The organism is Paenibacillus sp. 10L310 (assembly GCF_056395745.1).
Map to the genome: position 1 here is coordinate 162993 of NZ_JBFTKC010000011.1, position 23095 is coordinate 186087.

The 23095-nt window shown below is 47.1% G+C and carries 17 protein-coding genes; 2 read left to right on the forward strand and 15 right to left on the reverse strand.

Annotated features, from left to right (window positions below):
• The first annotated feature begins 24 nt into the window (after positions 1-24).
• Both AC1DE7_RS21775 and AC1DE7_RS21780 read left to right on the forward strand, forming a co-directional pair.
• Positions 25-1053: an iron-hydroxamate ABC transporter substrate-binding protein gene (locus AC1DE7_RS21775; RefSeq protein ID WP_477535144.1), complete on the forward strand. Its 1029-nt coding sequence runs from the start codon at positions 25-27 to the stop codon at positions 1051-1053.
• A gap of 78 nt (positions 1054-1131) precedes the next feature.
• The gene (locus AC1DE7_RS21780) at positions 1132-2844 is read left to right on the forward strand and encodes an ABC transporter ATP-binding protein (protein WP_477535145.1); all 1713 of its coding nucleotides are present in this window, start codon (positions 1132-1134) and stop codon (positions 2842-2844) included.
• A 53-nt stretch (positions 2845-2897) separates the two neighbouring features.
• On the opposite strand, the gene AC1DE7_RS21785 is transcribed toward AC1DE7_RS21780, so the two are convergent.
• The 15 genes from AC1DE7_RS21785 to AC1DE7_RS21855 all read right to left on the reverse strand — a co-directional run bounded on the left by AC1DE7_RS21785 (position 2898) and on the right by AC1DE7_RS21855 (position 23085).
• Positions 2898-4472: a hypothetical protein gene (locus tag AC1DE7_RS21785; RefSeq protein ID WP_477535146.1), complete on the reverse strand. Its 1575-nt coding sequence runs from the start codon at positions 4470-4472 to the stop codon at positions 2898-2900.
• Between the two features lie 197 nt (positions 4473-4669).
• Entirely contained in the window at positions 4670-5962 is a 1293-nt protein-coding gene (locus AC1DE7_RS21790; RefSeq protein ID WP_315371731.1) for an ABC transporter substrate-binding protein, read from the reverse strand.
• Positions 5941-7716 (reverse strand): sensor histidine kinase, encoded by a 1776-nt coding sequence (locus tag AC1DE7_RS21795; protein WP_477535147.1) that lies wholly within the window; start codon positions 7714-7716, stop codon positions 5941-5943. Before AC1DE7_RS21795 ends, AC1DE7_RS21790 begins: the two co-directional genes overlap by 22 nt.
• 92 nt (positions 7717-7808) lie before the next feature.
• Positions 7809-9458: a type 2 periplasmic-binding domain-containing protein gene (locus AC1DE7_RS21800; protein ID WP_477535148.1), complete on the reverse strand. Its 1650-nt coding sequence runs from the start codon at positions 9456-9458 to the stop codon at positions 7809-7811.
• 27 nt (positions 9459-9485) lie between these two features.
• Positions 9486-10355 carry a carbohydrate ABC transporter permease gene (locus AC1DE7_RS21805; protein WP_036667808.1) on the reverse strand — a complete coding sequence of 290 codons (870 nt, stop codon included), beginning with the start codon at positions 10353-10355 and terminating at the stop codon, positions 9486-9488.
• 15 nt (positions 10356-10370) lie between these two features.
• Complete coding sequence (locus AC1DE7_RS21810; protein ID WP_235193717.1) at positions 10371-11231, reverse strand: ABC transporter permease; 861 nt, start codon at positions 11229-11231, stop codon at positions 10371-10373.
• A gap of 331 nt (positions 11232-11562) precedes the next feature.
• Positions 11563-13110 (reverse strand): response regulator, encoded by a 1548-nt coding sequence (locus AC1DE7_RS21815; RefSeq protein WP_340031319.1) that lies wholly within the window; start codon positions 13108-13110, stop codon positions 11563-11565.
• A gap of 269 nt (positions 13111-13379) precedes the next feature.
• Positions 13380-14294 (reverse strand): class I SAM-dependent methyltransferase, encoded by a 915-nt coding sequence (locus AC1DE7_RS21820; protein ID WP_127548932.1) that lies wholly within the window; start codon positions 14292-14294, stop codon positions 13380-13382.
• A gap of 205 nt (positions 14295-14499) precedes the next feature.
• Positions 14500-15723: an MFS transporter gene (locus AC1DE7_RS21825; RefSeq protein ID WP_340390657.1), complete on the reverse strand. Its 1224-nt coding sequence runs from the start codon at positions 15721-15723 to the stop codon at positions 14500-14502.
• A 192-nt stretch (positions 15724-15915) separates the two neighbouring features.
• On the reverse strand, positions 15916-17979 hold the full coding sequence (locus tag AC1DE7_RS21830; protein ID WP_282320037.1) for a molybdopterin-containing oxidoreductase family protein: 2064 nt from the start codon (positions 17977-17979) through the stop codon (positions 15916-15918).
• 185 nt (positions 17980-18164) lie between these two features.
• Entirely contained in the window at positions 18165-18389 is a 225-nt protein-coding gene (locus AC1DE7_RS21835) for a hypothetical protein (RefSeq protein WP_036667814.1), read from the reverse strand.
• Between the two features lie 15 nt (positions 18390-18404).
• Entirely contained in the window at positions 18405-19256 is an 852-nt protein-coding gene (locus AC1DE7_RS21840) for a formate/nitrite transporter family protein (protein ID WP_036667815.1), read from the reverse strand.
• 377 nt (positions 19257-19633) lie between these two features.
• Positions 19634-20995: an FAD-dependent oxidoreductase gene (locus AC1DE7_RS21845; protein WP_339190936.1), complete on the reverse strand. Its 1362-nt coding sequence runs from the start codon at positions 20993-20995 to the stop codon at positions 19634-19636.
• Between the two features lie 485 nt (positions 20996-21480).
• Positions 21481-21960 carry a glutathione peroxidase gene (locus AC1DE7_RS21850; RefSeq protein ID WP_282320034.1) on the reverse strand — a complete coding sequence of 160 codons (480 nt, stop codon included), beginning with the start codon at positions 21958-21960 and terminating at the stop codon, positions 21481-21483.
• 240 nt (positions 21961-22200) lie between these two features.
• On the reverse strand, positions 22201-23085 hold the full coding sequence (locus AC1DE7_RS21855; protein ID WP_036612750.1) for an ABC transporter ATP-binding protein: 885 nt from the start codon (positions 23083-23085) through the stop codon (positions 22201-22203).
• Between the last annotated feature and the right edge of the window lie 10 nt (positions 23086-23095).

Here is a 23095-nt window from a genome sequence, read left to right on the forward strand (position 1 = left end):
ATTATACACAGGGGGAACAAAAATATGTTTGCTGCAAAAAAACGCTTTTCCGGCTTGCTTCTTATGCTCGCCATCATTATGATTCTGGCTGCATGTAGTAGCGGAACAGGCTCGACTGCCACTGAACAGACTTCGGCAGCGGGAACCGAAACAACAACAGCCTCTTCCGAGACGAACACAGACACGTCGTCCGGTTCAGACAATTCAAATGCTACACGGATCTACAAGTCATTAAGCGGAGATGTTGAAATTCCGGCTGAACCGAAACGAATCGTTACCGATATGTACGTAAGTGATCTGCTCGCACTGGGTGTGAAACCCGTTGGTGCTGTTCAATATTATTTGGAAAACCCGTTCTATGCAGATCAGGTAGCGGGCATAGAGAGTATCGGTGATCGGGCGGCGGTATCCATGGAGAAGGTTATTGCCATGAACCCGGATCTGATCATTACCTACTCCGATCAGGCCAGCGAAATTGAGAGTTATCAAAAAATCGCACCGACCGTGGTCATTCCGTATGGTACTTTCACCAATGTACACGACGAAATCCGGGGATTCGGAGAGCTGATGAACAAATCCGAAGCAGCCGAAGCTTGGCTGAAAACGTACGATGAACGGATTGAAGCCGCTCGCGCCAAGGTGAAAACAGTCATTAAACCGGAGGAAACCTTCTCCATCCTTGAAGTATCCGACAAAAGTTACTATGGATATGGAGACAATTTTGGTCGAGGAGGACAAGCGGTCTACAGTGCTTTGCAACTTGCCCCACTCGAAATCACCAAAAAAGAACTGATGGGTGATACCCAATGGAAAGAGATTTCGCGTGAAGTTGTTGGTGATTATGCAGGGGATCATATCTTCTTAACCGTTGGAGAGAACACCAAAAATTACCAAGGTGATTCCATCTGGCAATCCCTGCCGGCTGTGAAAAACAATCAGGTGTATGAGTTGCTGGAAGACCGTTACTGGTACTTCGACCCAATTGCGATTCAAGGTCAGGCTGAGGAATTCGCCAATATGATCGTAGAACGTGCCGAGCAAAACCGTAAATAACATAAGCATGAATACAGGTGTCCGGACAGGCTAATCATCCTGCTCGGGCATTTATGTCATATTGAGGAGGACTTACATATGCTTCGCCGTTTTATGTCTTATTATCGTCCTTACAAAAGACTCTTTATCTTGGACTTCTCCTGTGCCATCGCTGCCGCGCTGCTGGAGCTGGCCTTTCCACTCGCCGTTAACAGGGTTGTCGATCAACTGCTTCCGGCTGGCAATTGGTCCATGATCTTAGCGGCGTGTGTCGGGTTGCTCGGCATCTACCTGCTCAGTTCCTTTTTCCATTATGCAGTGACCTATTGGGGCCACAAGCTTGGTATTAACATCGAATCCGATATGCGGCGTGAACTGTTCCAGCGTGTACAGAAACAGTCCTTCCGCTTCTTCGATAACAATAAGACCGGGCATCTGGTCTCCCGCATGACCAACGATCTGATGGATATTGGTGAGATCGCGCATCATGGACCCGAGGATCTATTCATTGCCCTCATGACACTCGCTGGAGCTTTCGGGATTATGCTGGGGATCAACTGGCAGCTCGCTGTGATGACGTTCATCATTGTGCCGCTGATGATCTACCTGTCACTGTACTTCAGTCGTAAAATGTCCAAGGCGTTCAAGCGCATGTTTGCGGATATCGCCGATTATAATGCACGGGTTGAGAACAATGTGAGCGGCATCCGTGTGGTACAAGCTTTTGCCAATGAAAAACATGAAGTAGGACGTTTCGTTGAGAATAACGAACGTTTCCGGCTTACAAAACTAATCACCTACCGTATTATGGCCTGGAACTCTTCACTCAGTTTTATCCTGATGAAATTTGTATCGCTGTTTGTACTGGTATGTGGAACCTGGTTTGTCATTCAAGGCAGTATGACCTACGGGGAATTCATCGCTTTTGTGATGCTCTCCAATGTATTCCTCGGACCGATCGAGAAGATTAACTCTGTCATCGAGACGTATCCCAAAGGCATCGCCGGATTCAGACGTTACCTGGAGCTTCTTGAAGCTGTACCGGATGTAGAAGATACACCACAAGCGAAACCGATTCCGGATGTCAAAGGAGATATTGCTTTCCATAACGTTACCTTTTCTTATGGAGAACACAAACCTACGCTTTCTCAGGTCAATCTGGATATCCAGACAGGCCAGACGGTTGCTCTGGTTGGACCTTCGGGCGGAGGTAAAACGACGTTATGCAGTCTGATCCCACGTTTCTACGATGTGGATGCAGGACATATCTCCATCGATGGCATTCCGGTGAAGGACATGACGCTGGAATCACTGCGCTCCCATATCGGGATTGTGCAGCAGGATATTTTCCTGTTTGATGGAACGATTCGAGAAAATATTGCATACGGCAAACTGAATGCTTCCGATGAGGAAATCTGGCAAGCCATTCGCCGGGCCCAATTGGAAGAGCTGGTACAATCCCAGCCAGATGGACTGGACACCATGATCGGTGAACGTGGCGTGAAATTGTCCGGCGGACAGAAGCAACGTTTATCCATCGCAAGAATGATCCTGAAAAACCCGCCAATTCTCATTCTGGATGAAGCAACATCCGCACTCGATACCGAGACGGAAGCCGCCATTCAGCTGGCCTTATCCGAGCTGGCGCAGGGACGTACGACATTGGTGATCGCCCATCGACTGGCGACCATCAGACACGCCGATCGCATCGTAGTCGTGGAGAACGGCACCGTTGCTGAACAAGGAAGTCATGAAGAACTTCTCGCGCGTCAAGGCTCGTACAGCCGACTGCATCAAGCCCAGTTTGGTTAAATGTAATGACAGAACAACCCTCCCTCTTGTAATAGAGGTGAAGGTTGTTTTGTTCATTTCAGGTATCCTTTGGATTTCCAAAATCGTTTTGCAAATGATTCAGCAGCGTAAGGCAGCTCCCCATTCAGTAAATCCTCATTCGCTTGAATGAGCACTTTGCGTCCATGTTCCAGCAAGTGAACGGCATGCAGTAACTGAGAGCCGCCGATGTAATGAAGTTCAAGCAACAATGGATCTTCTTCCTCGTCATCCTGAGCCGAGTATTCGATCAACACACTTTCCGAGCCGTCCGCATGTTGGTGCAGGGTATAATAGTATTTCTCCACCTGCGTCTCCCCTTGAGCATCCACATACTCTCTTCCAATACGTAGCATAGCTGGCTGGGGAACACCATCAGACATCTGACCTGCTTGTCGAAATGCATAATATAACTCTCCAATCCACAGCCCGTGCCGATCATCATCATAATAATCGTCATATGGCTCCACGACAGGCAGTGCTAATAAATCGTGGATCAGTTGGTGCGAAATTAAGGAACGGGCATACTGATAATTCGATACAGACTGCAACAAGGTGCTCCATCCTTGCTCGCTTAACTGCTGAATATCAGCAGGTGAGTTCTCCGAAAATACGTTCCATTCCGACTTCTCATTGTTTAGATAACGATATGCTCCTGAGATCATCCAGACAGGTTCACCCGGTTGTACGATATGTTTATCAGGAGAGTTGGAACCTTGATCTGATGGCTCCATCTTAAGCAACAATGCACAATTGTGGTCATCCTGAAAATACAGACTACGGAAATATCCCTCCGTATGCTCATCTCCATAGACCGATACTCGGCAAAATTGCTCGTCCAACCAAAATTCATAGCTGTTCAGTAACTCATCCTCCTCTCTTACAGGTAACAAAGATGGATGAGTAAGACGCTCTACGTTCTCAGCGGTAATCCGATGATCTTCGAACCAATCCGGCGCATCTGGCTCTGATTCATCAGCATGAATGTACTTTCGGTTGATTACAGGTTGTCCTTGTTGCAGCCTCTTTAACATTTCTTCTCGCCAAGGAAACGGCTCTGTATCTTCATCAATCACACATTCAGGAACCAATAACGCCAACATGTCAAAGCCCCGCCATGGTCCGAGATCCTCCCATTCTTCAAGCTGACGCTTCACATTACGCTGTCCTTGAACCTGAATCGTATATTGATCGGTACTTACCAGCAATCCACCTTCTACATTCCCTCTCACTGTCAATTCTCCATGGTTATAATCCCCCCAGAACATATCCTCCACATAGAGATTACCTGTAATATATATTTCCTGCCCACCCACGATCATATAGGGCGTTATGAGATTCCCAAGTACAACCAGATTTGAACTGGCAGCGTCGGAACTTGTATTTCCAATATAACGATCCACTGTCAGATTTCCTTCAACCAAGATCAAAAAGGGTCCTTCATCCAACAACAGTTCACTGATATGAAGATCACCAGAATGTAACCATACTTCCTCGGCTTCAAATTCACCGTTGTGCGCTTCATTCTGAGTGTACATCCAGCTCTCCTGAGGCAACTTCGTTTTCATATCGGCAAAAGACACCTTGTGACCTATCTGATGTATGGACATGTCCTGACACTCCTCATCCATTAATATATGGATAGAATCTATCTAATCTACAGATAGGACAACTACCCATTTTCATTATACTAGAGGAAATATACACCATTCCATAACAAAAACCCTCACCCGAGTAGAATGAAGGTTGAGCTTGTGAACGACAACAGCCCCAAGTCCATTAAATACATATATGATCTAGTCCATTCTTATAACTTCCCACCCAGAATGGCATTCGCCCGCTCACGGAAATCCTTCGCCGCCTGCTCAGGCGTAATTTTGCCAAACAGCAGCAGATCATACAACTCACGTAATACCGCAGTGACCTCTGGCGCACCTACGGGATCAGGCGGGTCCATCTGAGTGCTGTTATCCGCAACCCAATCGATATAATCAAACACCTGCGCCAGCTCCGGTTCAACCACCAGCTTCATCCGCGCTTTGACACTGGATGAGACGGGCACACCCCGCTCCCCTTTGAGTAGCAGATTGGCATCCAAATCATTCACAAAAAAGCTGATGAACTTGGCAGCTTCCTCCTTATGTCTGGAATTACCCGCCATGGAGAAAAACATGCCTGGCTTCAAGAACAATCCATCCTGGCTGTTTGGCCCAGGCATTGGGGAGATGGTTAAGGGTTTGCCATAACGCTGAGCGGTGCTGATAAATTGGTTGGAATACCCCCAGCTAAACAAAGCCTCTCCCAGATAAAACGGGTCGTTATCAGGCTGGCCAATGTCTGATGTCCAGATATCCGGTGCAAAAATAAGTTTCTTTTCCGCGAGCTTCTGCATCCTGCCAAAGTACTCAATAAACAGCCCATCATCCTCATATCCCAATCTCTTGCCATCCTCGGCGTATAGCTTGGAACCATACTGTCTCAAGTAATACGCGAAAAACTGTTCCGGCGTGAAATAGGTTCCCAGATAGATGCCTTTCCCGAGCAATTGTTCGCCCATCCGGTCAAAATCCGCCCATGTCCACGTATCCGTTGGCAATTCAATGTCATTGGCCTTTAACACTTCCGGATCATAGATGCTGAGCATGGCGTTAACCCCCAAGCTGAGACCGTAGGTTTTTCCATTCAGGCTACCACTCTCCAGCTGTTCCTTCTCAATATCTGTCGTGTCAATCAGCCCGCTCTGCATGTACGGCGTCATGTCCTCCAATAGTTGCAGCGAACTGTACTGGGACAGATAAGAGATGTCCATCTGGATAATGTCGGGCAACGCATTGCCTGCTGCATGTGGGGCAAGTTTTCTCCAGTACTCATTGAAACTGCTATATTCGTATTCGATGTTCACATGTGGATTCAACTTCTCATACAGGTCGATAACGGCAATCGTTGCATTGTTGCGGAACTCTCCACCCCACCAAGCGATTCGTAGCGTTATCGGCTCTTCTTCCACAATCATGCCTGGCCTTTGATCCAACTGGTTCACGCAGCCAGGAAGAGTCAGCATAAGGCAGAGCATGCCTATCATTCGCATCCATCTTCCCATAACTTCTCCTCCTTACCTGGTGATGGGGGTGGCAGCAGCACTGTTACTCTCGTTCCAAGCCCCGGCTTACTTTCCAGCAGAACATCATATTCTTCGCCAAAAGCCAGACGTACCCGCTCCCTGATATTCAGTAGACCAATACCTGTGCCTCTGGTCTTCACTTCACCGCGTAGCACCTGTTCCACATATTCGGGTTCCATGCCGGGGCCGTGATCCTCCACGATAAGAGCCAGCTTGCCACCTGATATCTCGGCATACACTCGAATCAGACATGATCCAACCTGTGGTTCCAAACCGTATTGAATGGCATTCTCCAGGAGTGGCTGTAGGGTCAACTTTGGAATGGCACACCCCAGATAAGGAGCGGGCACATCCATACGGAAATCCAGCCGTTGCCGGAAACGGTAGGTCTGAATGGTGATGTAATGATTGACGATCTCCAGCTCTTCCGCAATGGTAATGATATTTTGTTTGAAGCTGATGGAGGAACGCAGCAAATATCCGAGTGATAGCACCATACTGGAGATTTGCTCCTGCCTGTTCTTTTTGGCGAGCCAATGGATCGAATCCAGCGCATTATACAGAAAGTGGGGATTGATCTGCGCCTGTAGCGCCTTGAACTCCGTTTCTTTAATGACCAACTGGCTTGCATAATTTTCTTTAATCAATGTATTAATATGTGTAATCATCAGTCGATACGTACGCTGTAGTAACCCCAGTTCATCCATGTGCTGGTGCGTTGGAATGGACAGATTGGCGTCTATATTCTCCAGATCCCCATACTGAACCTCCTTCATCTGACTGATGAGCTGCCTGATCGGCCTTGTCAGACTTCGTGCGAACACCATACCAAGCGCGAGAACAACCAGAATGGCGATAAGATAAACGACGATCAGTATATTTTTCAACCATATAATGCGTTCAAAAATTTCATCATAAGAGGCCATATTATAATACACCCAGTCGGTGTATGCGGATTTCTTCTGGGAAAGAAATATCTCCCTCCCATCCAGATTCTTGATCTCATATCCCCCACTGCCTGGAAGTGGATTCAGTCCGGCGGACACCGCTTCTGGAAGCTGGCGATAAGGATACACCACATCACTACCTGCTTTTAAAATAATGTCACTGTCCTGGCTATCGATGCCCGCATACTCCTCGACGAGTCGCTCGATATTAATACGCAGAAACAGTATGCCTACCGGTTCCAGGGTCATCGGTTCATAGGCTCGCACTTGACGCACCATAACCAGCATCGGGTCATCGTCATCCGGGTATAACCAGCGCACTGCACCATTGGCCTGCTCCGCAGCCGCAATCATCCGATCATATTTTTCCTGAGATACGGTTAGTGTCTCGCCATATTTATTGACTCTTCCCCTGGAATCAATCAGATGAACGGACTGCACATATCGTGCAGCCCCACTAATATGCTCCCATAGCCGATCCGTGATCTTTTTTCGTTCAATAAAGCTTGAATATGCGCTATCGTCATCCAGCAACGACTTCAAGGCTCTTTGAATCTGCGTATCGGAGATCATGTTTAATGATAACGCTTCCAACTTCTGAAGTTCAACATCCACTGTAGACGAAGAAAGGTTCAGAAGTCGGGACGACTTATCAAACAGCTGTTTGTCATACTCCGAGTACGTATAATACAAGGACCCAAACGCGAGGATGATGACAAACGCCATCATGAACATAATCATCAGAAACATTTTCATTTTGATGCTGAGTTTGCGGTAGGCTGTCATGACCAAAGCGCTCCTTTGAACCACGTGATACTACTAGGTATATCACATACAGGAAGGTTTCCCCAAAGTTTTAGCGCTCGATTTCTCACGTATTATTTAGACTGATATCGATCATACGCAGCCTGATGAACCTCAATCGCCCGGTCAATATCCATGCTCTTGATTGTTTCGACCATCTTGTCAAATTCGGTGATCGGCTTCTGTCCGCTAATAATGGCAGTCATCGTTTCATTCAAATACGTATTCACCTGACTCATGATGGATGTACTTGTGGTCACCTCATCTGTTGACAAACGAATTGGAGGAAGCGTTAATGCTGAGCTTGCTTTCATCCATTCCGCGTTCGCCGCACGCTGTCCGTCGTCAAATAATAGTGCATCCAGATAACGGCTATCCTGATTGATCGGACCGTCCATAATGGATAAGGCATAGGAAGCCAGTGCCTGATCATACGTCAGACCGTTCGGATTATCAATGATGGTATCTGTGAATTTGACACCTTCCCCGTCACGAACATAGCTGTCATTTTCGATACCAAAGTTGAACAGATCACTACCCTCTTCGCTATAGTTGTAGTCCATCCACTGTACAATGTATTTCAATTTGTCTTCGTCTGCGGAAGCTGTAATAGCCTCACCATAAGTCAACACTTTAGCGTCCAGATTAAATGTTGCATACGAAGTTCCATCCGGAGATACAGGCCACGGTACACCAGTCACGTTAAAGTTCGGATCCGTATCTCTCATCAGATTGAAGTATTTCCCCATGCCGCTGAACACACCACCCTGATATGCGCCTGCCAGATTGCTGGTGACCTTGTAATCGAAAGCTTTACCGTCATTGGTCATGATCTCGGGATCAATCAGCCCTTCTTTGTACCACTTGGCCATGGTCTCCAAGAAATCACGGTAGCCCGGCTGAATCGGTCCAAACTCCACCTTGTCTCCATTCATCTGGAAGCCACCAATGACGCCAAATGCCGCGGCAAAATCATGGAGCTTGGTCAGGTTACCCGGTCCCCAGTTTCCGGTGAATGGTAGCTCATCTGGCTTGCCGTTGCCGTTAGGGTCCTGTTCCTTAAATGCCTTAAGCACCGTATACCACTCATCAATGTTGGTAGGTACTTTGAGATTTAATTTATCAAGCCAGTCCTGGCGCATAATTAAACCTGAAGTGGCATTCAGCTTCAATGCATCCAGCTTCAGCAGCGGGAACATATAGATCGTTCCATCGTCGAGTGCAATCTGCTTTTTCACATCCGGATCGGATTCAATAATCCGCTTTAAGTTTGGTGCATAACTGTCGATCAATTCATTCAACCGGATGATCCGGCCGTCCTTGATCATTTTTTCCGGTCCGCCAACGGCATCCGCCCAGTTATAATAAATGACATCCGGCAGCTCCTTCGTGGAGATCAGCAGATTGAACTGGTCACGCTGTTGTCCAAGCGGAGGATGTGTGAACTTCACTTTTATGCCTGTCAGCTTCTCCTTTTCCTTATAAGCCGCCATATCGCCAAAATTGTTCAAGGAAGCTGTCAGTTTGGCATCATTGGCGCGCCAATAGTCAATGGTAAATGGCTCACTTGTAATCGGTAGCGGAATCTCGGTCAACGCCTGAACCGCAGGTTCTGTTCCTTCTGCTGGCTCTGCGTTACCTGGTTCATTATCACCCGTACAGCCCGCCAGTAAAGATATGGTAAGTAGCGATGACAACAGGATGGACCCCATTCTTTTTTTCACGTAATTCGCCTCCATAGGATACATTTTTTATTGTTTCACAGCACCGATTAGAGCGCCCTGAACAAAATAACGTTGGATGAACGGATATACCAGCATGATCGGCAGTGTGGAGATAATAATAGTCGCATATTTGATGTTCTCCCCAATGGCAAAGCCGGTATCGGCGCCAGCGCCCATGGCCTCTGTACTGCTGCTGATCAGAATATCACGCATAATAATCTGTATTGGATATAACTCCTGACTGCGCAGGTAGAGCATAGGTCCGACATAATCATTCCAATGGTCAACCGCATAATACAGCATCATGACCGCCAGGATCGGTTTTGACAAAGGCAGTACAATTCGGAACAAAATCAGAAAGTCATTGGCACCATCAAGCTTCGCCGATTCGATCAGACTGATCGGAATGCCCTCAAAGTTTGTTTTCATAATGAGGAAATAAAACGTGCTGATGGCACCCGGAATAATAAGCGCAAAACGGGTATCCACCATGCCCAGATTCTGAATCAGCAGAAAAGTCGGAATCATACCCCCACCGAAGAACATCGTGAACGTAATTAATTTCATCAGCGTTTTTCTGCCCATCAGATCACCGCGTGACAGCCCATATGCAGCCAGTGAAGTCATGAGCAGATTAATGGCGGTACCCACCACAACATAGAACAAGGTGTTCATATATCCCGTATAGATGCGAGTATCCTGAAATACCGACTTGTACGCTCCCAGCTGAAAACCTTCAGGAATGAGCATCAGTGAACGGGAACGCAGCATCTGGTCCGGGTCGCTGATTGAAGAATTGAACACGTACAGCATCGGGTACAAGCATAAAACCATGATCACCAAGAGCAGCAGTGTATTAAATACATCAAAAAGTCGTTCCCCTATAGACTGTTTCATCGCTTCACCTTCCGATTACCATAGACTGGTTGAGTTAAGCTTTCTGCTGATCGCGTTTGCGATAATGAGCAGCGCGAAATTAATGACGCCGTTAAATAGTCCGATGGCGGTTGAATACGTATAGTTCCCCTCCAAAATACCGGATCGATAAACAAAGGTGGATATGACATCCGATGTCTCATAGGTCGGTGCTGTTTGCATCAGCAATATTTTCTGAAAATCCGCATTCATGACCGCCCCCATACGCAAAATTAACATGATCACAATCGTGGGCATAATGCCCGGCAGTGTAATATGTAACAGCTGTCTCCAGCGGCCTGCGCCGTCAATTTTGGAAGCCTCATACAACTGAGGATCAATACCACTTAGTGCTGCCAAAAAGATAATCGAGGCCCAGCCTGCGCCCTGCCATATGTTGGACAGGATGTACATCGGACGGAACATATCTTTTTCCGCCAAAAACATAATTGGCTGCAGATCGAAAAAGTCACGAATGACGTTAAATAACCCACCGTCCAGAGATGAGAACGTTTTCAACATTCCAACCACGACGACAACCGAAATAAAATGCGGCATATAACTGATGGTTTGTACTGCACCTCTGAACCACTTCTTCCGGACTTCATTCAGCAACAGCGCTAGTAGAATCGGAGCCGGGAAACCAAACACAATACTGTAAAAACTCAAAATCAGTGTGTTCTTAATCAGTCGCCAGAAATAATAACTTTCAAAAAACATGGTGAAGTTGTCAAATCCGACCCATTCGCCTGCCAAGATTCCTTTGATCGGGTTGTAGGATTCCTGAAATGCCATCAGTAGCCCGTACATTGGCCCATAGCTGAAAATCAGATAGTAGGCTACCACAGGAACGAGCATCAGATAGACGTATCTGTTGCGGACAAGTTCCTTTTTCACCGAACTCCATTTGCCAGCTGGCTTCAAACGCCCAGGTTCAATCCCCCGGCTTCGATTCAGCTCCATCCACTCAACCTCCACTCTCGATGTTCATTCACTAACATGACACTTCTAATGATAGAAGCGAGCGCCTTTTCTTCCCATGCTCATTTCCGATAAATGGATGTTCAAAACCGAGTTCCGTCCGACAAAAAAAGACCCTGCTGCCGATGAATGGCGTACAGGGCCCGATCACAGATTAGATGTAGATCGGATATAAAGATTAGCTATGTAGAAGCGCAGCAACGCTGTCTTAGGGTACTTTTTTATACTCGGAAGGGGAGAAACCCGTGTATTTCTTGAACATTTTGCTGAAATACGGCCAGTTGGCACCAAAGCCTGTCTGTTCGGCAAGCGAGGATACAGTGCAGTTCCCGTCCTGCTCCAGAAGCTCCAACGCTTTACGGAGGCGGTAGCTTAACACATAGTTCGTAAATTTCTCACCAGTTTCTTTTTTGAACATTTTGCCGATGTAGTCTGGATTCATGTATATTTCCCCAGCGATGGACTGGAGTGTTAATGTCTCGTCCTTGTAGCGTTTCTCTACCAACTGTTTCACACTGCCTACCATCTGCGATTGTCTGGAGCGATGTTGATCATAGCGGCGCAAGGTGATTTCTTTGGCAACGGCAAGCAGAAACTGTTGAAAAGAATGCAGGGTGCTGGATTCAATCATGCCTGGCAACTGGTCCATATACCTTTTCATCTCGGCAGTGCCACTGAGTCGAATCATCTCCATAAACATCTGAATAAGATAGGACTTCGTTTGGGATATATCGTATCGCAAGCTGGCAAGCAGCTGAAACATCCGGTTCAGCTCTGATCCAACTTCCTGCCAGTGTCCCGCCTTGATTGCAGTAACCATCCGCTCCGGATCGTATTCGAATTCAGGAAGAATGCGTTCTCCGGGAGAGTAAATATCCCGTTCCATAATGAGACTGCCCTCACCGAGGTAAAAGCGGTAATTGAGATAAACCAGCGTCTGCATGTACAAATGGCGTGCCTGCGAGAGGTCTCCTGGCTCGCTTAGTGCTATCGTGAGATCATCATGATAATATCGGGTAAATGTGGCGCGAATCTCATCGATATTATGGAACAACTGCGTTTCAGACAACTTGTCCTCCATAATTAGTAGCACATGCCTTCCAACCGTGGCACTTAATATTGGATTGTGAAAAATATCTTCGGCAATGTTCTTCACCGCGAACAAGTGCAAATACTCATGATCCCCCTCAATCTCTACCAGCAGCAACCGCACACGCTGATCCTGAAACTGTACATCGAATAATTCCTCGAAATACTTCCATTCCTTGACCCCGTATGTTCTGTTCGTGACTAGCTCTTTCAGAAAATATTCCTTGGCATGTGGCAGTACTCGCTCCAGATTATATTGGATCGACTGCACAAAACGCTCCTGATCGGTTAACTCTCGCTTCTCACTGACCAATTCACTGATAGCCTGTACAAGATGCTCCTCGCTGCAGGGCTTAAGCAAATAGTGCTTCACCCCATACTGCATGGCCGTTTTCGCATATTCGAACTCCGTAAAACCCGTGAGCATGATAAACGAGATATGCTGATACTTCTCTGCCACAGCTTCAACCAGCTGTAACCCATCCATTCCCGGCATGCGGATGTCCGAGATGATGATATCCGGGCGTTGCCGCTCAATTGAAGCGAGCGCTTCCAATCCATCTTGAGCAATGCCGATCAGTTCTGTTCCTAATCTGGACCAGTTCACCACACTGGAGATCCCGTCCGAGATCATAAATTCATCATCAACCAGCAAAACCTTGTACATCGTATGCATCCTCCTGCCTTTAACCAGTTCCATTCTATTATATGGGCATTATGCACAAATAGAGGGGAGGACATTGAATGACATGGAATTGCACCCTAACAAGTCTGATTGTTGAACATTTGTATCACGTGTGATGTTATTGGCTACAGAATCATGGTTTGTGCTGTTCCTTTGATCAAACCAAACAACCTTCACCCTGCCACAGGGTGAAGGTTTGCCGCTGCTATGCAAATGCGGGCTATATAGGTGACTTACATGCCCGGATCGATTTATTTTTTTACTGCGTGAATGAAATGTATCGTTTCAAATGCCCTTAGATGATCGATTCGATCCTGGAAAAACTGTTCCTGAATCGCCTCGGGAGTCAGATGCTCATAAATAAGTAGCCCTGCTTCATCAAGCAAGGCCTCCATCTCCACATATGCATAGCCGGATTGCATGGGCTCACCACCCATTGCAGCCAATTTAACCATATTTTCAACCCGATTAAACATTCCTTTTTCCTCAAAAAGATGCTCATCTGCATAATCCAGAACTATAGAGCTTCCGGTTGGCAGGTTCGCAAACACATGACGAATCACGTTAAACAGATCATTTTGGGGCAAATAATACGAAACACCCAAGAGACTAGCCAACGTCTTCCGTTTCTTCAAACCTTCAATAGTCAAGCTGTCATTCGAAAGCTCACGCGTAAAATCCATGGGTACAAAGTGAAGATTGTCCGGAATAGTCAGCTCGGCCTGATTCAGCCGCTCTTTCTTGAATTGCTGTGTAGCCGGATAATCCACTTCAATGATATCCAGCGTGTCCTCCAATTCCGGATGCCTCAAAGCAAACGTATCCATCCCGGCGCCAAGAATGACTACCTGCTTCAATCCCAACGCGACTTCATGCAAAAGTACATGCTCACAGTAAGCGGCCCGAGCCAGAGTTATTGGAGATAACTGTACCTGGGTAATCCATTTTAGAACCTTTTCCGGGTCGTCCTTGAGCTCGTGAGCCATATCCGGGTTGAAAAAATGAATGCCTCTAACCATGTTATTGCTGATATCTGAAAACTCTTGAGGAGAGATCAGCAATTTCGCCATAAAATCATCGAAAATGAGGGGTGTGTCATGTTGGCTGTGATAGGCTCGGCCAAAAGTCGAAATCAATGATGTGATACTGGATTCATTTTGCTTCATACTTATTCCTCCCGTACAAACAAAAATAAGATTCCCCTGGCCAGGAGAATCTTATTATATACGGAATATTTATATATGTAAATTATAGCATAAATATATTTTTTTGTCAACTATAATTTACGAATGAGCAGACAGATTACAGTGGATTTACCGTCCACTTCAACTCGTTCTTCCTTCCGCATCCTATCCAACCCGATGAGATCTGTTAGGCGTCCATTCCATACTCCTTCACTTCACGATTACGGTTCAACACCGCATGCAACACAAAACCAAGTACCGCAATAACTGCTGTGCCTGTTGCCAGCCACGCTACCGGAATAAGTCCCTGTTTGTCATACATGACCCCCATCGCATAGGGGCCGATAACCCGTCCAACCGCACCGATCCCACCCGATATCCCGATGTAAAAAGGTGCCGCCCTGCCCGCATGCTCCGAGATAAACGCAGGCGTTGCAGGGGAGATCAACATCTCTCCAAACGTGGCAAGTACCATTGCGAGCACCATGCCCGGATAGCTGTACATGGTAATCATCACAATGTAGGCCATGCCATAGAATACCGCACTCGCGGTCATCTGGGCAGTGGAGGTACGGGCCATGGTCCGTTTCACCCAGCTGGTAAAAGGTTGGCCCACAAAGATCAGCACCCCGTTCAGGGTCCAGAGCAGACCGTACATTCTTTTTTCCATACCCTCAGAGATGATATACGGGGAAACACCTGTGTTCCAGATGGAGTTGCCGAATAACAGGAAGAGTACGCCCAAGCTCATAAACAGATATAGTCGGGTATTACCCAGCAATGCCCAGACGCCCGGCCCATCAGGGACGGTTTTCCGTTTCGTCAGATGTACTTCCCCCTGATCCGGTTCAACCCGCGACAGATAATACCAGAAGAAAATCGCAAATCCGGCTGAGGTCACCCCGTTCAGTACAAAGCTGAGGTGATAGGAAAAGTCAGCCAGAAAACCGCTCAGCGCCGTACCAATCGCCACCCCGATATTGTTCGCCACATAGATAATATTGAATAATTCACCGCGTCGCTCCGCAAACCGGAAGCCAATAAAGGCTTGAATCGCTGGTAGCGACAATGAACTGAACAGCCCAATCCAGCCCATGGCACATATAAATACGACCCAATACGCACTAATCCACGGCAACGCAAACAAACCTAACGCATTAAGCGCCAGTGAACCAATGATCAGCTTCTTCACGCCCACCCGATGGTACAACGAACCACCAAGCAATTGTCCAAAGATGCCACCCAGTGACTGAATGAGGATCACAAAACCCGCGTTGGCCATCGTTCGTCCAAGTTCATCAAACACATACATGGTGGTCAGCGGCCACATCAATGCACTGCCGGTTGCGTTAACCAGACTTGCTAATAAAAATATTCTCACTTCTTTTGGATAGTTATCCAGCCATCTCATCATCTCTAGTTCATTCTCCTTAGTACCTCTGCACATACAAATGGCCATAAAAAATAGACCTTTGCCCTGACGGCATAAATATAACCAGCCAGAGCGAAGGTTTTATGAAGTGTTACATCAATTGCACTATAATCCTGCTCAAATTCTAGCCTTTGTTCATCTTACCTCAAAAAAATCATGCTGCAAGCACACTCATTGACGCTTCACTTCAACAGTGGCTGAGAAGAAGGTCGCCCCGTTCCCCATGTCCGACAACCGATTGGACGTCAGTGAATTCGCTCGCTGCTTCTTGCCGTCACCATCCCACCATAAGCCTTGGCTAATCACTGTTCCCGGCAGCATGGCTTCACTCACCTTGGCGGTAAGTTCAATGCGCCCACGATCATTCCATACGACTACTGCATCTCCATCCTCTAGGTTTCTACGGATGGCGTCCTCGGGGTGTATCTGCAATAAAGGCATCTTTTCCAAACGCTGATGTTTGGCTGAATTACCAAAGGTGGAGTTCAGGAAATTATGGTTTGGCGGCGACAGGAACATCAATGGATACGTATCGGCAGGTCCAGCCGGATGCTCCCCATCATATCCTTCAACCAGAGCACTATAGGTAGGGAGCGGCGGAAGCCCTCTCTGTTCCATCGTCTCGGAATACAATTCAATTTTGCCTGAAGGTGTGGGCAGCTGATCCAGATATGCAGCATATGGCGTCATATCCAGCTTCACGAATCGATGTTCCTTCAGTCCTTCCAACGTGACCCCATTCATGTAGGGGTTGCCTGTGCCCTGAAGTGCGTCCTCAATCATCTGTTCCGGTGTTTCTCCGAAGATTGCAGGATCGTACCCCATAGCCTGCCCAAGCAGTGAGAACAGTTCCACATTGCTCTTGCTCTCCCCAATCGGTGCAATCACCGGCTCTTGCAGATGAACGTACTGATGCCAATAAGAGGTGTACAGGTCCGTCGCTTCAAATGAAGATGTGGCTGGCAATACGATATCTGCATACTTCGCCGTATCCGTCATGAACAGATCATGCACAACCGTGAACAGATCCTCCCGTGCAAAACCTCGCTCCACCCGCTCGGTATCCGGTGCCACCACCAGTGGATTGCTGCAGTAAACCATCATCGCTCGGATTGGCTGCTCTGCTTCCAGCAACGCTTCACCAATCCGGTTCATGTTCACCACTCGCGGCTCGGGATTCTGCCGGAGCTCCGGACGTTCGAGCGCGTCGCTATTTGTGCTCGCGTAGCTGTTAGTGCGAACGGCACCGCCGCCTTGCTTCAGCCATTGCCCTGTAATAGCAGGCAGACATGCAACGCTACGCACGTTCATCCCCCCATTATCATGGTGCTGGAGGCCATTGCCGATGTGAATATGGGCTGCCTGTGCGTTGCCGTATAGTTCGGCCAGCTCCACAATGGTTTCCTCCGGCACGCCCGTAATGCGTGCAACACGTTCAGGGGTGTAACTGCGGACATGATCACGTAGTGCCTCATGACCTATCGTATACTTTTGCATAAACGCTTCATCCGTTAGTCCCCGTTCGAACAGCACATGCATTAATCCTAGCGCCAGTGCACTGTCCGTGCCCGGATACAGCGGAATAAACCAGTCGCCCCACTGTGCGGTACGATTGCGATGAACGTCGATGACGACGATCTTGGCGCCTTTTTTACGGGCTTTCTCCGCCAAAACGACCTGATGCATATTGGTACTGACGATATTGCCACCCCACACCAGGATGAGATCCGCATGCTCCGTATCTTCCGGCACCGTTCCCCGATTGGCACCCATCGTATATTTCCAGCCCGTATTTCCAGCAGAGTTACAGATCGTCTGCTCCAGTACACTCGCACCAAGCGCATTGAAGAAACGTCGGTCCATGCCGTCTACGCCGAGAATGCCCATGTTACCGTAAAAGCTGTAGGGCAGGATGCTCTCCGGGCCGTAGGTTTCGGACAATGCAGTGAATTTGGTCGTAATCTCGCGAATCGCTTCATCCCAACTAATTCGTTCGAACTTGCCTTCACCTTTGGCTCCTACACGTTTCATCGGATATTGTAGACGCTCGGGGTGATACACCCGCTCAGTCATATTCCTGACTTTATTACAGATGGCACCCTTGGTTATGGGATGATCCGGATTGCCTGCCACCTTCACAATTTTGCCGTTCTCTTTATGTAATAACAGACCACAAGTGTCCGGACAGTCGAGCGGGCACACCGCCGCAAATATACCATTCTCCTGATCGATCATCGTAAGGCTCCCCTCTATAAAAGCTATCCCTATATCATATCTTCTTCGAGGTTATCGCGTAAAGAGAACAGTATGTTTTTGCTTCATATTCGCCGCTATAGCGGCTTTAAATTATTTTCAAAAAAATGTTTTTGAGTTTGATTCAACTTCAGAATTCAGGGGTAAATTAAAAATAAGGCATTAGGCTAGTGTTTCCCCACTTCCTCCTCATGCCATATCATGGACCACTCCCGAAATTCGCCATGAACAGGTTTCGTTCCCCCGAACCTTGTCATGGCGAATTTATTTTGCGTTAAACTCCAACAAGAACCCCATACAAAAAAACGATCCCACCCTGCTCCATCACAGCATATTCGCCATGAACCGAGCGAGATCAGAATCGTCTTCACTTCTAATATACGTGTATCCATACCTCGCTGTGCCCTCTATGCTTGTTTGCTCAACATTACTCTAGCCTCCGTCTCCATAGGTTCGATCGACGTCGCCATCTCTGGTTTCACTTTTGGCTCGGCTTGGCGCAGGTACACTACCCAATAGGCTGCAGCTACAAACAGAGCACCACCAGTCAGATTCCCGAGCCATACCGGAATGAAATTCATCACATATTGACCCCACGAATAATGTCCTTCAAAGATTGCCGCCGGGATGAGGAACATATTGGCCACAACGTGCTGGAATCCAATCGCCACAAATGCCATCGTTGGAAACCAAATGCCCAGTACTTTGCCACTCATCGTATCGGATGCATAAGATAGCCACACGGCCAGTGCCACCAGCCAGTTACAGCCGATGCCAGAGATGAAAGCTTGCAGGAAGCCGTCATGCAGCTTATGCCCAGCCATATCCACCACTTTCGCCAGATATACACCTTCTCCGGTCAGACCCAGCACATGTCCAAACGCGTACGCGACAAACAAAGCTCCAACAAAATTACCAATCGTCACTAAGGTTAGATTTTTCAACATACTACCCACAGATAATTTTCGTGCAATCGTTGCAAGTGGAACTGCCATCATGTTGCCCGTCAGCAGCTCGCCACCACCTATGAGTACCAAGATTAATCCAACCGGGAACACTGCTGCTCCAATCAGATTGACCAGACTCCCCCACTCTGCTGGTGCAGAAGCAATTACCCGAATATCCAATAGAAAACCCAGCGCAATAAAAGCCCCTGCCAGAAAACTAAGCACCAGTACAGAAGACACCGGATATTGAGCCTTCTTCTTGCCTGTTTGCGCCGTATATTGTGCAACCTCAAGAGGTGTTTTTGCTGCCATATCATTCATCCTCTCCTTCATTGTTCATCATTGGATAAAACCATCTGAAATTCATTAGTTATGCGTTGAATACCACATCCTAATTGTATCTCGGTCCTAAACATAACTTTGTGCAAATTATCACAATGTTACTTAAAAAGATACTTTAAGAGTGTCTTGGAATAGTTATGACAGCAAGAGTGTAGTAAGGCCTTTTGTAGCTAAAACAACAAAAAAGAAGACTGACGATATACTCGCCAGTCTTCTCTTTCCTTTATAATCGTCCGCCTTGTTTCGTAATCTTGGCAGTTATCGCACAGCTCTTATTTACGGACAAGCATGACTTATCTTTGTATGGCGTTTATCAAGATCGCTGTTCAACCATCTATTCTGCTTCCTTACACCATTGCTGGTGCTTTTACTTCTATTGGAGGCAGTGCTTGCAGACCAGCCGTGTTCAGGAAGTTCCATGGTTTGTTGTAATGCGGCTGGAAGAAAAAGTCGATGAAGGCCAGCTCATCTACGGTCATGTTATTTTGGATGCAAACCGAGATCGTATTAATCGATTGAGTCAGATCAACCTGAGACATCACCTGTGCTCCAACGATCCGACGAGTAGCCTGCTCATATACTACTTTGAGCAACAGTTTCTCAGCCGTTGGCATGAACTCCGGACGGTAGCTGTCTTCCAGTACGACAGATTCAACAATCAAACCTTCGTCAGCAGCAGACGTTTCCGTCATCCCGGTACCCGCGATATTTTGCTCATAAATTTTGATACCCGATGTTCCTTGTGTACCCATATACGGTGTCGTAGGACGAACCAGGTTACGGGCTACGAGTGTACCCATCCGCACGGCGTTAGTCGCCAATGGAATGTACGCTGCTTTGCCTGTTGGGTTGTAATGAATAGCACAGCTGTCACCCGCAGCGAAGACGTCCTTTTGACTCGTTTGCATATATTTATCCACGATGATTGCGCCGTTTGGCAGCATATCCACTTGGCCTTTGAGCAGCTCTGTATTTGGACGGAAACCAATGCACAGAATAACCAGATCGGTTTCGAACTCTCCTTTGGACGTGATCACCTTAGTTACTTTGCCATCTTCACCAGTAAACTTCTGTACCGTTTGACCAAGAGCCAGCTTGATGCCGCGTCCAGTCAACGTATCTTCAATCGCATCCGTGAATTCAGGGTCCAAGTATTTGTTCAAAATACGGTCCACACTGTCGATCAGGGTAACTTCCTTGCCGTTCATCTGGAAAGCCTCAACCAGTTCTACGCCGATATATCCTGCACCTACAACGGTAACACGTTTGGCATCTTTGGCTTTTTCAATAATCGTGTTGGAATGATTGTAGTTTTTGCAAAGTAAAATGTTGTCCATCTCGATGCCTTCAAGCTTCGGAACGACAGGCCATGACCCCGTTGTCACGATCAGTTTGTCAAACGTATCTTCAAATTCTTCCCCGGTTTGCAGATTTTTAGCCTGAAGAGTATGGCCCTTGGCATCTACTGCTGTTACTTCATGAAGCATCTTGGTTTCAACACCAAGCTCTGCCAGTTGATTAGGCGAAGAATAGAACAAACCGTCAGGGTCTTTCACAACCCCACCTACGTAGAGCGCAATGCCACAAGATAGGAAGGAGATATTGTCATTGCGCTCATACACCGTGATGGTAGCATCCGGGTACAATTTGGCGGTATTTACGATGGCTGCGGTTCCTGCGTGTGTACATCCGATAACTGCGATTTTCATTAAAAGTTCCTCCTCGAAATATATAAATGAGTTTGAATATAAGGTTGTTATGGTTGTGAAACATTTCACTTCTTGTTCGAAACTGTATATGTGATTTATTTCACTTTATACACTCATTATAATGTGATATTTTTCACATTGCAATAGGTTGAGCAAAAAAAGTTTGTCGAAGGAGGTCATTTCCCTGTATTTAAGCCTTTCTTCCCTTCATTGTATTGATTTCATTGTCCCCGGATTTGGGCGGGTTTATGCTATGTAATGGCTTCCGTGATCCCTGTATGATCACAGTGTGGACGTATAAAGTTAGAGGTGTCTCCTGCATTCTTGTTTGACTTTTACAAAAAATAAATGGCTTTAATTTTCATTACAGGGTTGATTTCATGGGTCCAACTCCTACCTGTGAAGAGAATAAATCCGCGTATATAAAATAATCAAAGAAGCCTATCCTTGCTTATGCAAGGACAGGCTTCTCAAACGTTCATGTATTAACCGAGCAATTTCTCGATATCTGCAATCATTGTCTCCGGAGATTCTTTCGGTTCAACACGACCTACCACTTCACCTTCGCGGTTAACAAGGAACTTGGTGAAGTTCCATTGAATGTCGCTTGTTTCACCTACGCCAGGTTGTTGCTCCTTCAGGTATTGGAACAGGGGATGAGTGTCCTCACCATTCACATCTACCTTGGAAAACACCGGGAAATTCACACCATAGTTAATCTGGCAAAATGATTCTGCTTCCTCACTTGTACCTGGCTCCTGCCCTCCAAACTGGTTACAAGGGAAACCCAGTACAACCAAGCCTTGATCACGATAACGATCATAAAGCTTTTGCAATTCACCGTATTGCGGGGTCAGCCCACACTTGCTGGCTGTATTGGCAATGACCAATACCTTACCTTGATACAGATCCAGTGAGACTTCTTGGTTCGCGGTGGTTACCGCCTGATATGAATATACGGACATGACTGATTCCTCCCATGACATATGTTGGTTTGGGCTGTTGCGAGCATGTTGGCATAACCAATGAACTTACAGCCTGTCTTATTATTATAGACCTGATCCGATGCGATTACCAAATCCAGGGTCTACCCGTCCCCTTTGCTCCCATGCATTGCAAATCCCCCATGAATGCAAAAGAGCCGCGTGCGATAGCGCACAGCGGCTTCATTCTATAATGTAAGGACCCACATATGGCCCATTTCGTTAACTTCCTGTCGCTTGAACACGTGGTTCTGCCCGTCCTCCAGCATGAACCATCGCACTGTTCATGACCAGCTGCTCTGGCGTCTTCGATTGCTGGCGTTCGCCTGCAAGAGCGTAAGGCAAGCAGAGCGGTACACCGGAACGCGGATCAATCACGATATCTGCTTCAATGTTGAATACTTCACGAAGTACATCTGAGTTCATAACTTCCACAGGTGAACCATGAGCGATGGCTTTACCTTTTTTGATACCAATCATGTGATGTGCGTAGCGGGAAGCATGATTCAAATCATGCACAACCATAACAATGGTACGGTTGGCTGTGGCATTCAGTTGCTCCAGTAATTGCAATACTTCGAGCTGGTGAGCCATATCCAGGAATGTAGTCGGCTCGTCCAGGAAAAGGATATCTGTTTCTTGGGCAAGTGCCATGGCAATCCAGGCACGTTGACGCTGTCCACCGGACAGTTGATCAATCGGACGATCATGGAATTCAGTCATGGCTGTCACTTCGATAGCCCATTCAATCATACGTTTGTCTTCCGCACGCATGGAGCCAAATCCTTTTTGATAAGGAAAGCGACCATACGATACCAATTCAGTAACGGTAAGACCTTCAGGGGCTGTTGGATTCTGTGGCAAAATCGCAAGTTGCTTGGCAACTTCACGCGTGGACTGTTTATGGATGGACTTCCCGTCGAGCAATACATTACCTGCTTTTGGAGCCATAATGCGTGCCATCGTTTTCAGGATGGTTGACTTCCCTGAACCATTGGCTCCAACAAGTGCTGTAATTTTTCCTTGGGGAATCTGAATATTCAGATCCTCTACAATTAGTCTTTCCTCATAAGCGATATCCAGCTTGGTCGTCTCCAGACGAAACATGCGATCATCC

Bases quoted from the DNA above. Each gene is read 5' to 3' on its own strand.
- AC1DE7_RS21775 (WP_477535144.1), top strand. From the start codon at position 25: ATGTTTGCTGCAAAAAAACGCTTTTCCGGCTTGCTTCTTATGCTCGCC.
- AC1DE7_RS21780 (WP_477535145.1), top strand. From the start codon at position 1,132: ATGCTTCGCCGTTTTATGTCTTATTATCGTCCTTACAAAAGACTCTTT.
- AC1DE7_RS21785 (WP_477535146.1), bottom strand. From the start codon at position 4,472: ATGTCCATACATCAGATAGGTCACAAGGTGTCTTTTGCCGATATGAAA.
- AC1DE7_RS21790 (WP_315371731.1), bottom strand. From the start codon at position 5,962: ATGGGAAGATGGATGCGAATGATAGGCATGCTCTGCCTTATGCTGACT.
- AC1DE7_RS21795 (WP_477535147.1), bottom strand. From the start codon at position 7,716: ATGACAGCCTACCGCAAACTCAGCATCAAAATGAAAATGTTTCTGATG.
- AC1DE7_RS21805 (WP_036667808.1), bottom strand. From the start codon at position 10,355: ATGAAACAGTCTATAGGGGAACGACTTTTTGATGTATTTAATACACTG.
- AC1DE7_RS21810 (WP_235193717.1), bottom strand. From the start codon at position 11,231: ATGCTCGTTCCTGTGGTAGCCTACTATCTGATTTTCAGCTATGGGCCA.
- AC1DE7_RS21815 (WP_340031319.1), bottom strand. From the start codon at position 13,110: ATGTACAAGGTTTTGCTGGTTGATGATGAATTTATGATCTCGGACGGG.
- AC1DE7_RS21820 (WP_127548932.1), bottom strand. From the start codon at position 14,294: ATGAAGCAAAATGAATCCAGTATCACATCATTGATTTCGACTTTTGGC.
- AC1DE7_RS21825 (WP_340390657.1), bottom strand. From the start codon at position 15,723: ATGAGATGGCTGGATAACTATCCAAAAGAAGTGAGAATATTTTTATTA.
- AC1DE7_RS21830 (WP_282320037.1), bottom strand. From the start codon at position 17,979: ATGATCGATCAGGAGAATGGTATATTTGCGGCGGTGTGCCCGCTCGAC.
- AC1DE7_RS21835 (WP_036667814.1), bottom strand. From the start codon at position 18,389: ATGGATACACGTATATTAGAAGTGAAGACGATTCTGATCTCGCTCGGT.
- AC1DE7_RS21840 (WP_036667815.1), bottom strand. From the start codon at position 19,256: ATGGCAGCAAAAACACCTCTTGAGGTTGCACAATATACGGCGCAAACA.
- AC1DE7_RS21845 (WP_339190936.1), bottom strand. From the start codon at position 20,995: ATGAAAATCGCAGTTATCGGATGTACACACGCAGGAACCGCAGCCATC.
- AC1DE7_RS21850 (WP_282320034.1), bottom strand. From the start codon at position 21,960: ATGTCCGTATATTCATATCAGGCGGTAACCACCGCGAACCAAGAAGTC.
- AC1DE7_RS21855 (WP_036612750.1), bottom strand. From the start codon at position 23,085: ATGTTTCGTCTGGAGACGACCAAGCTGGATATCGCTTATGAGGAAAGA.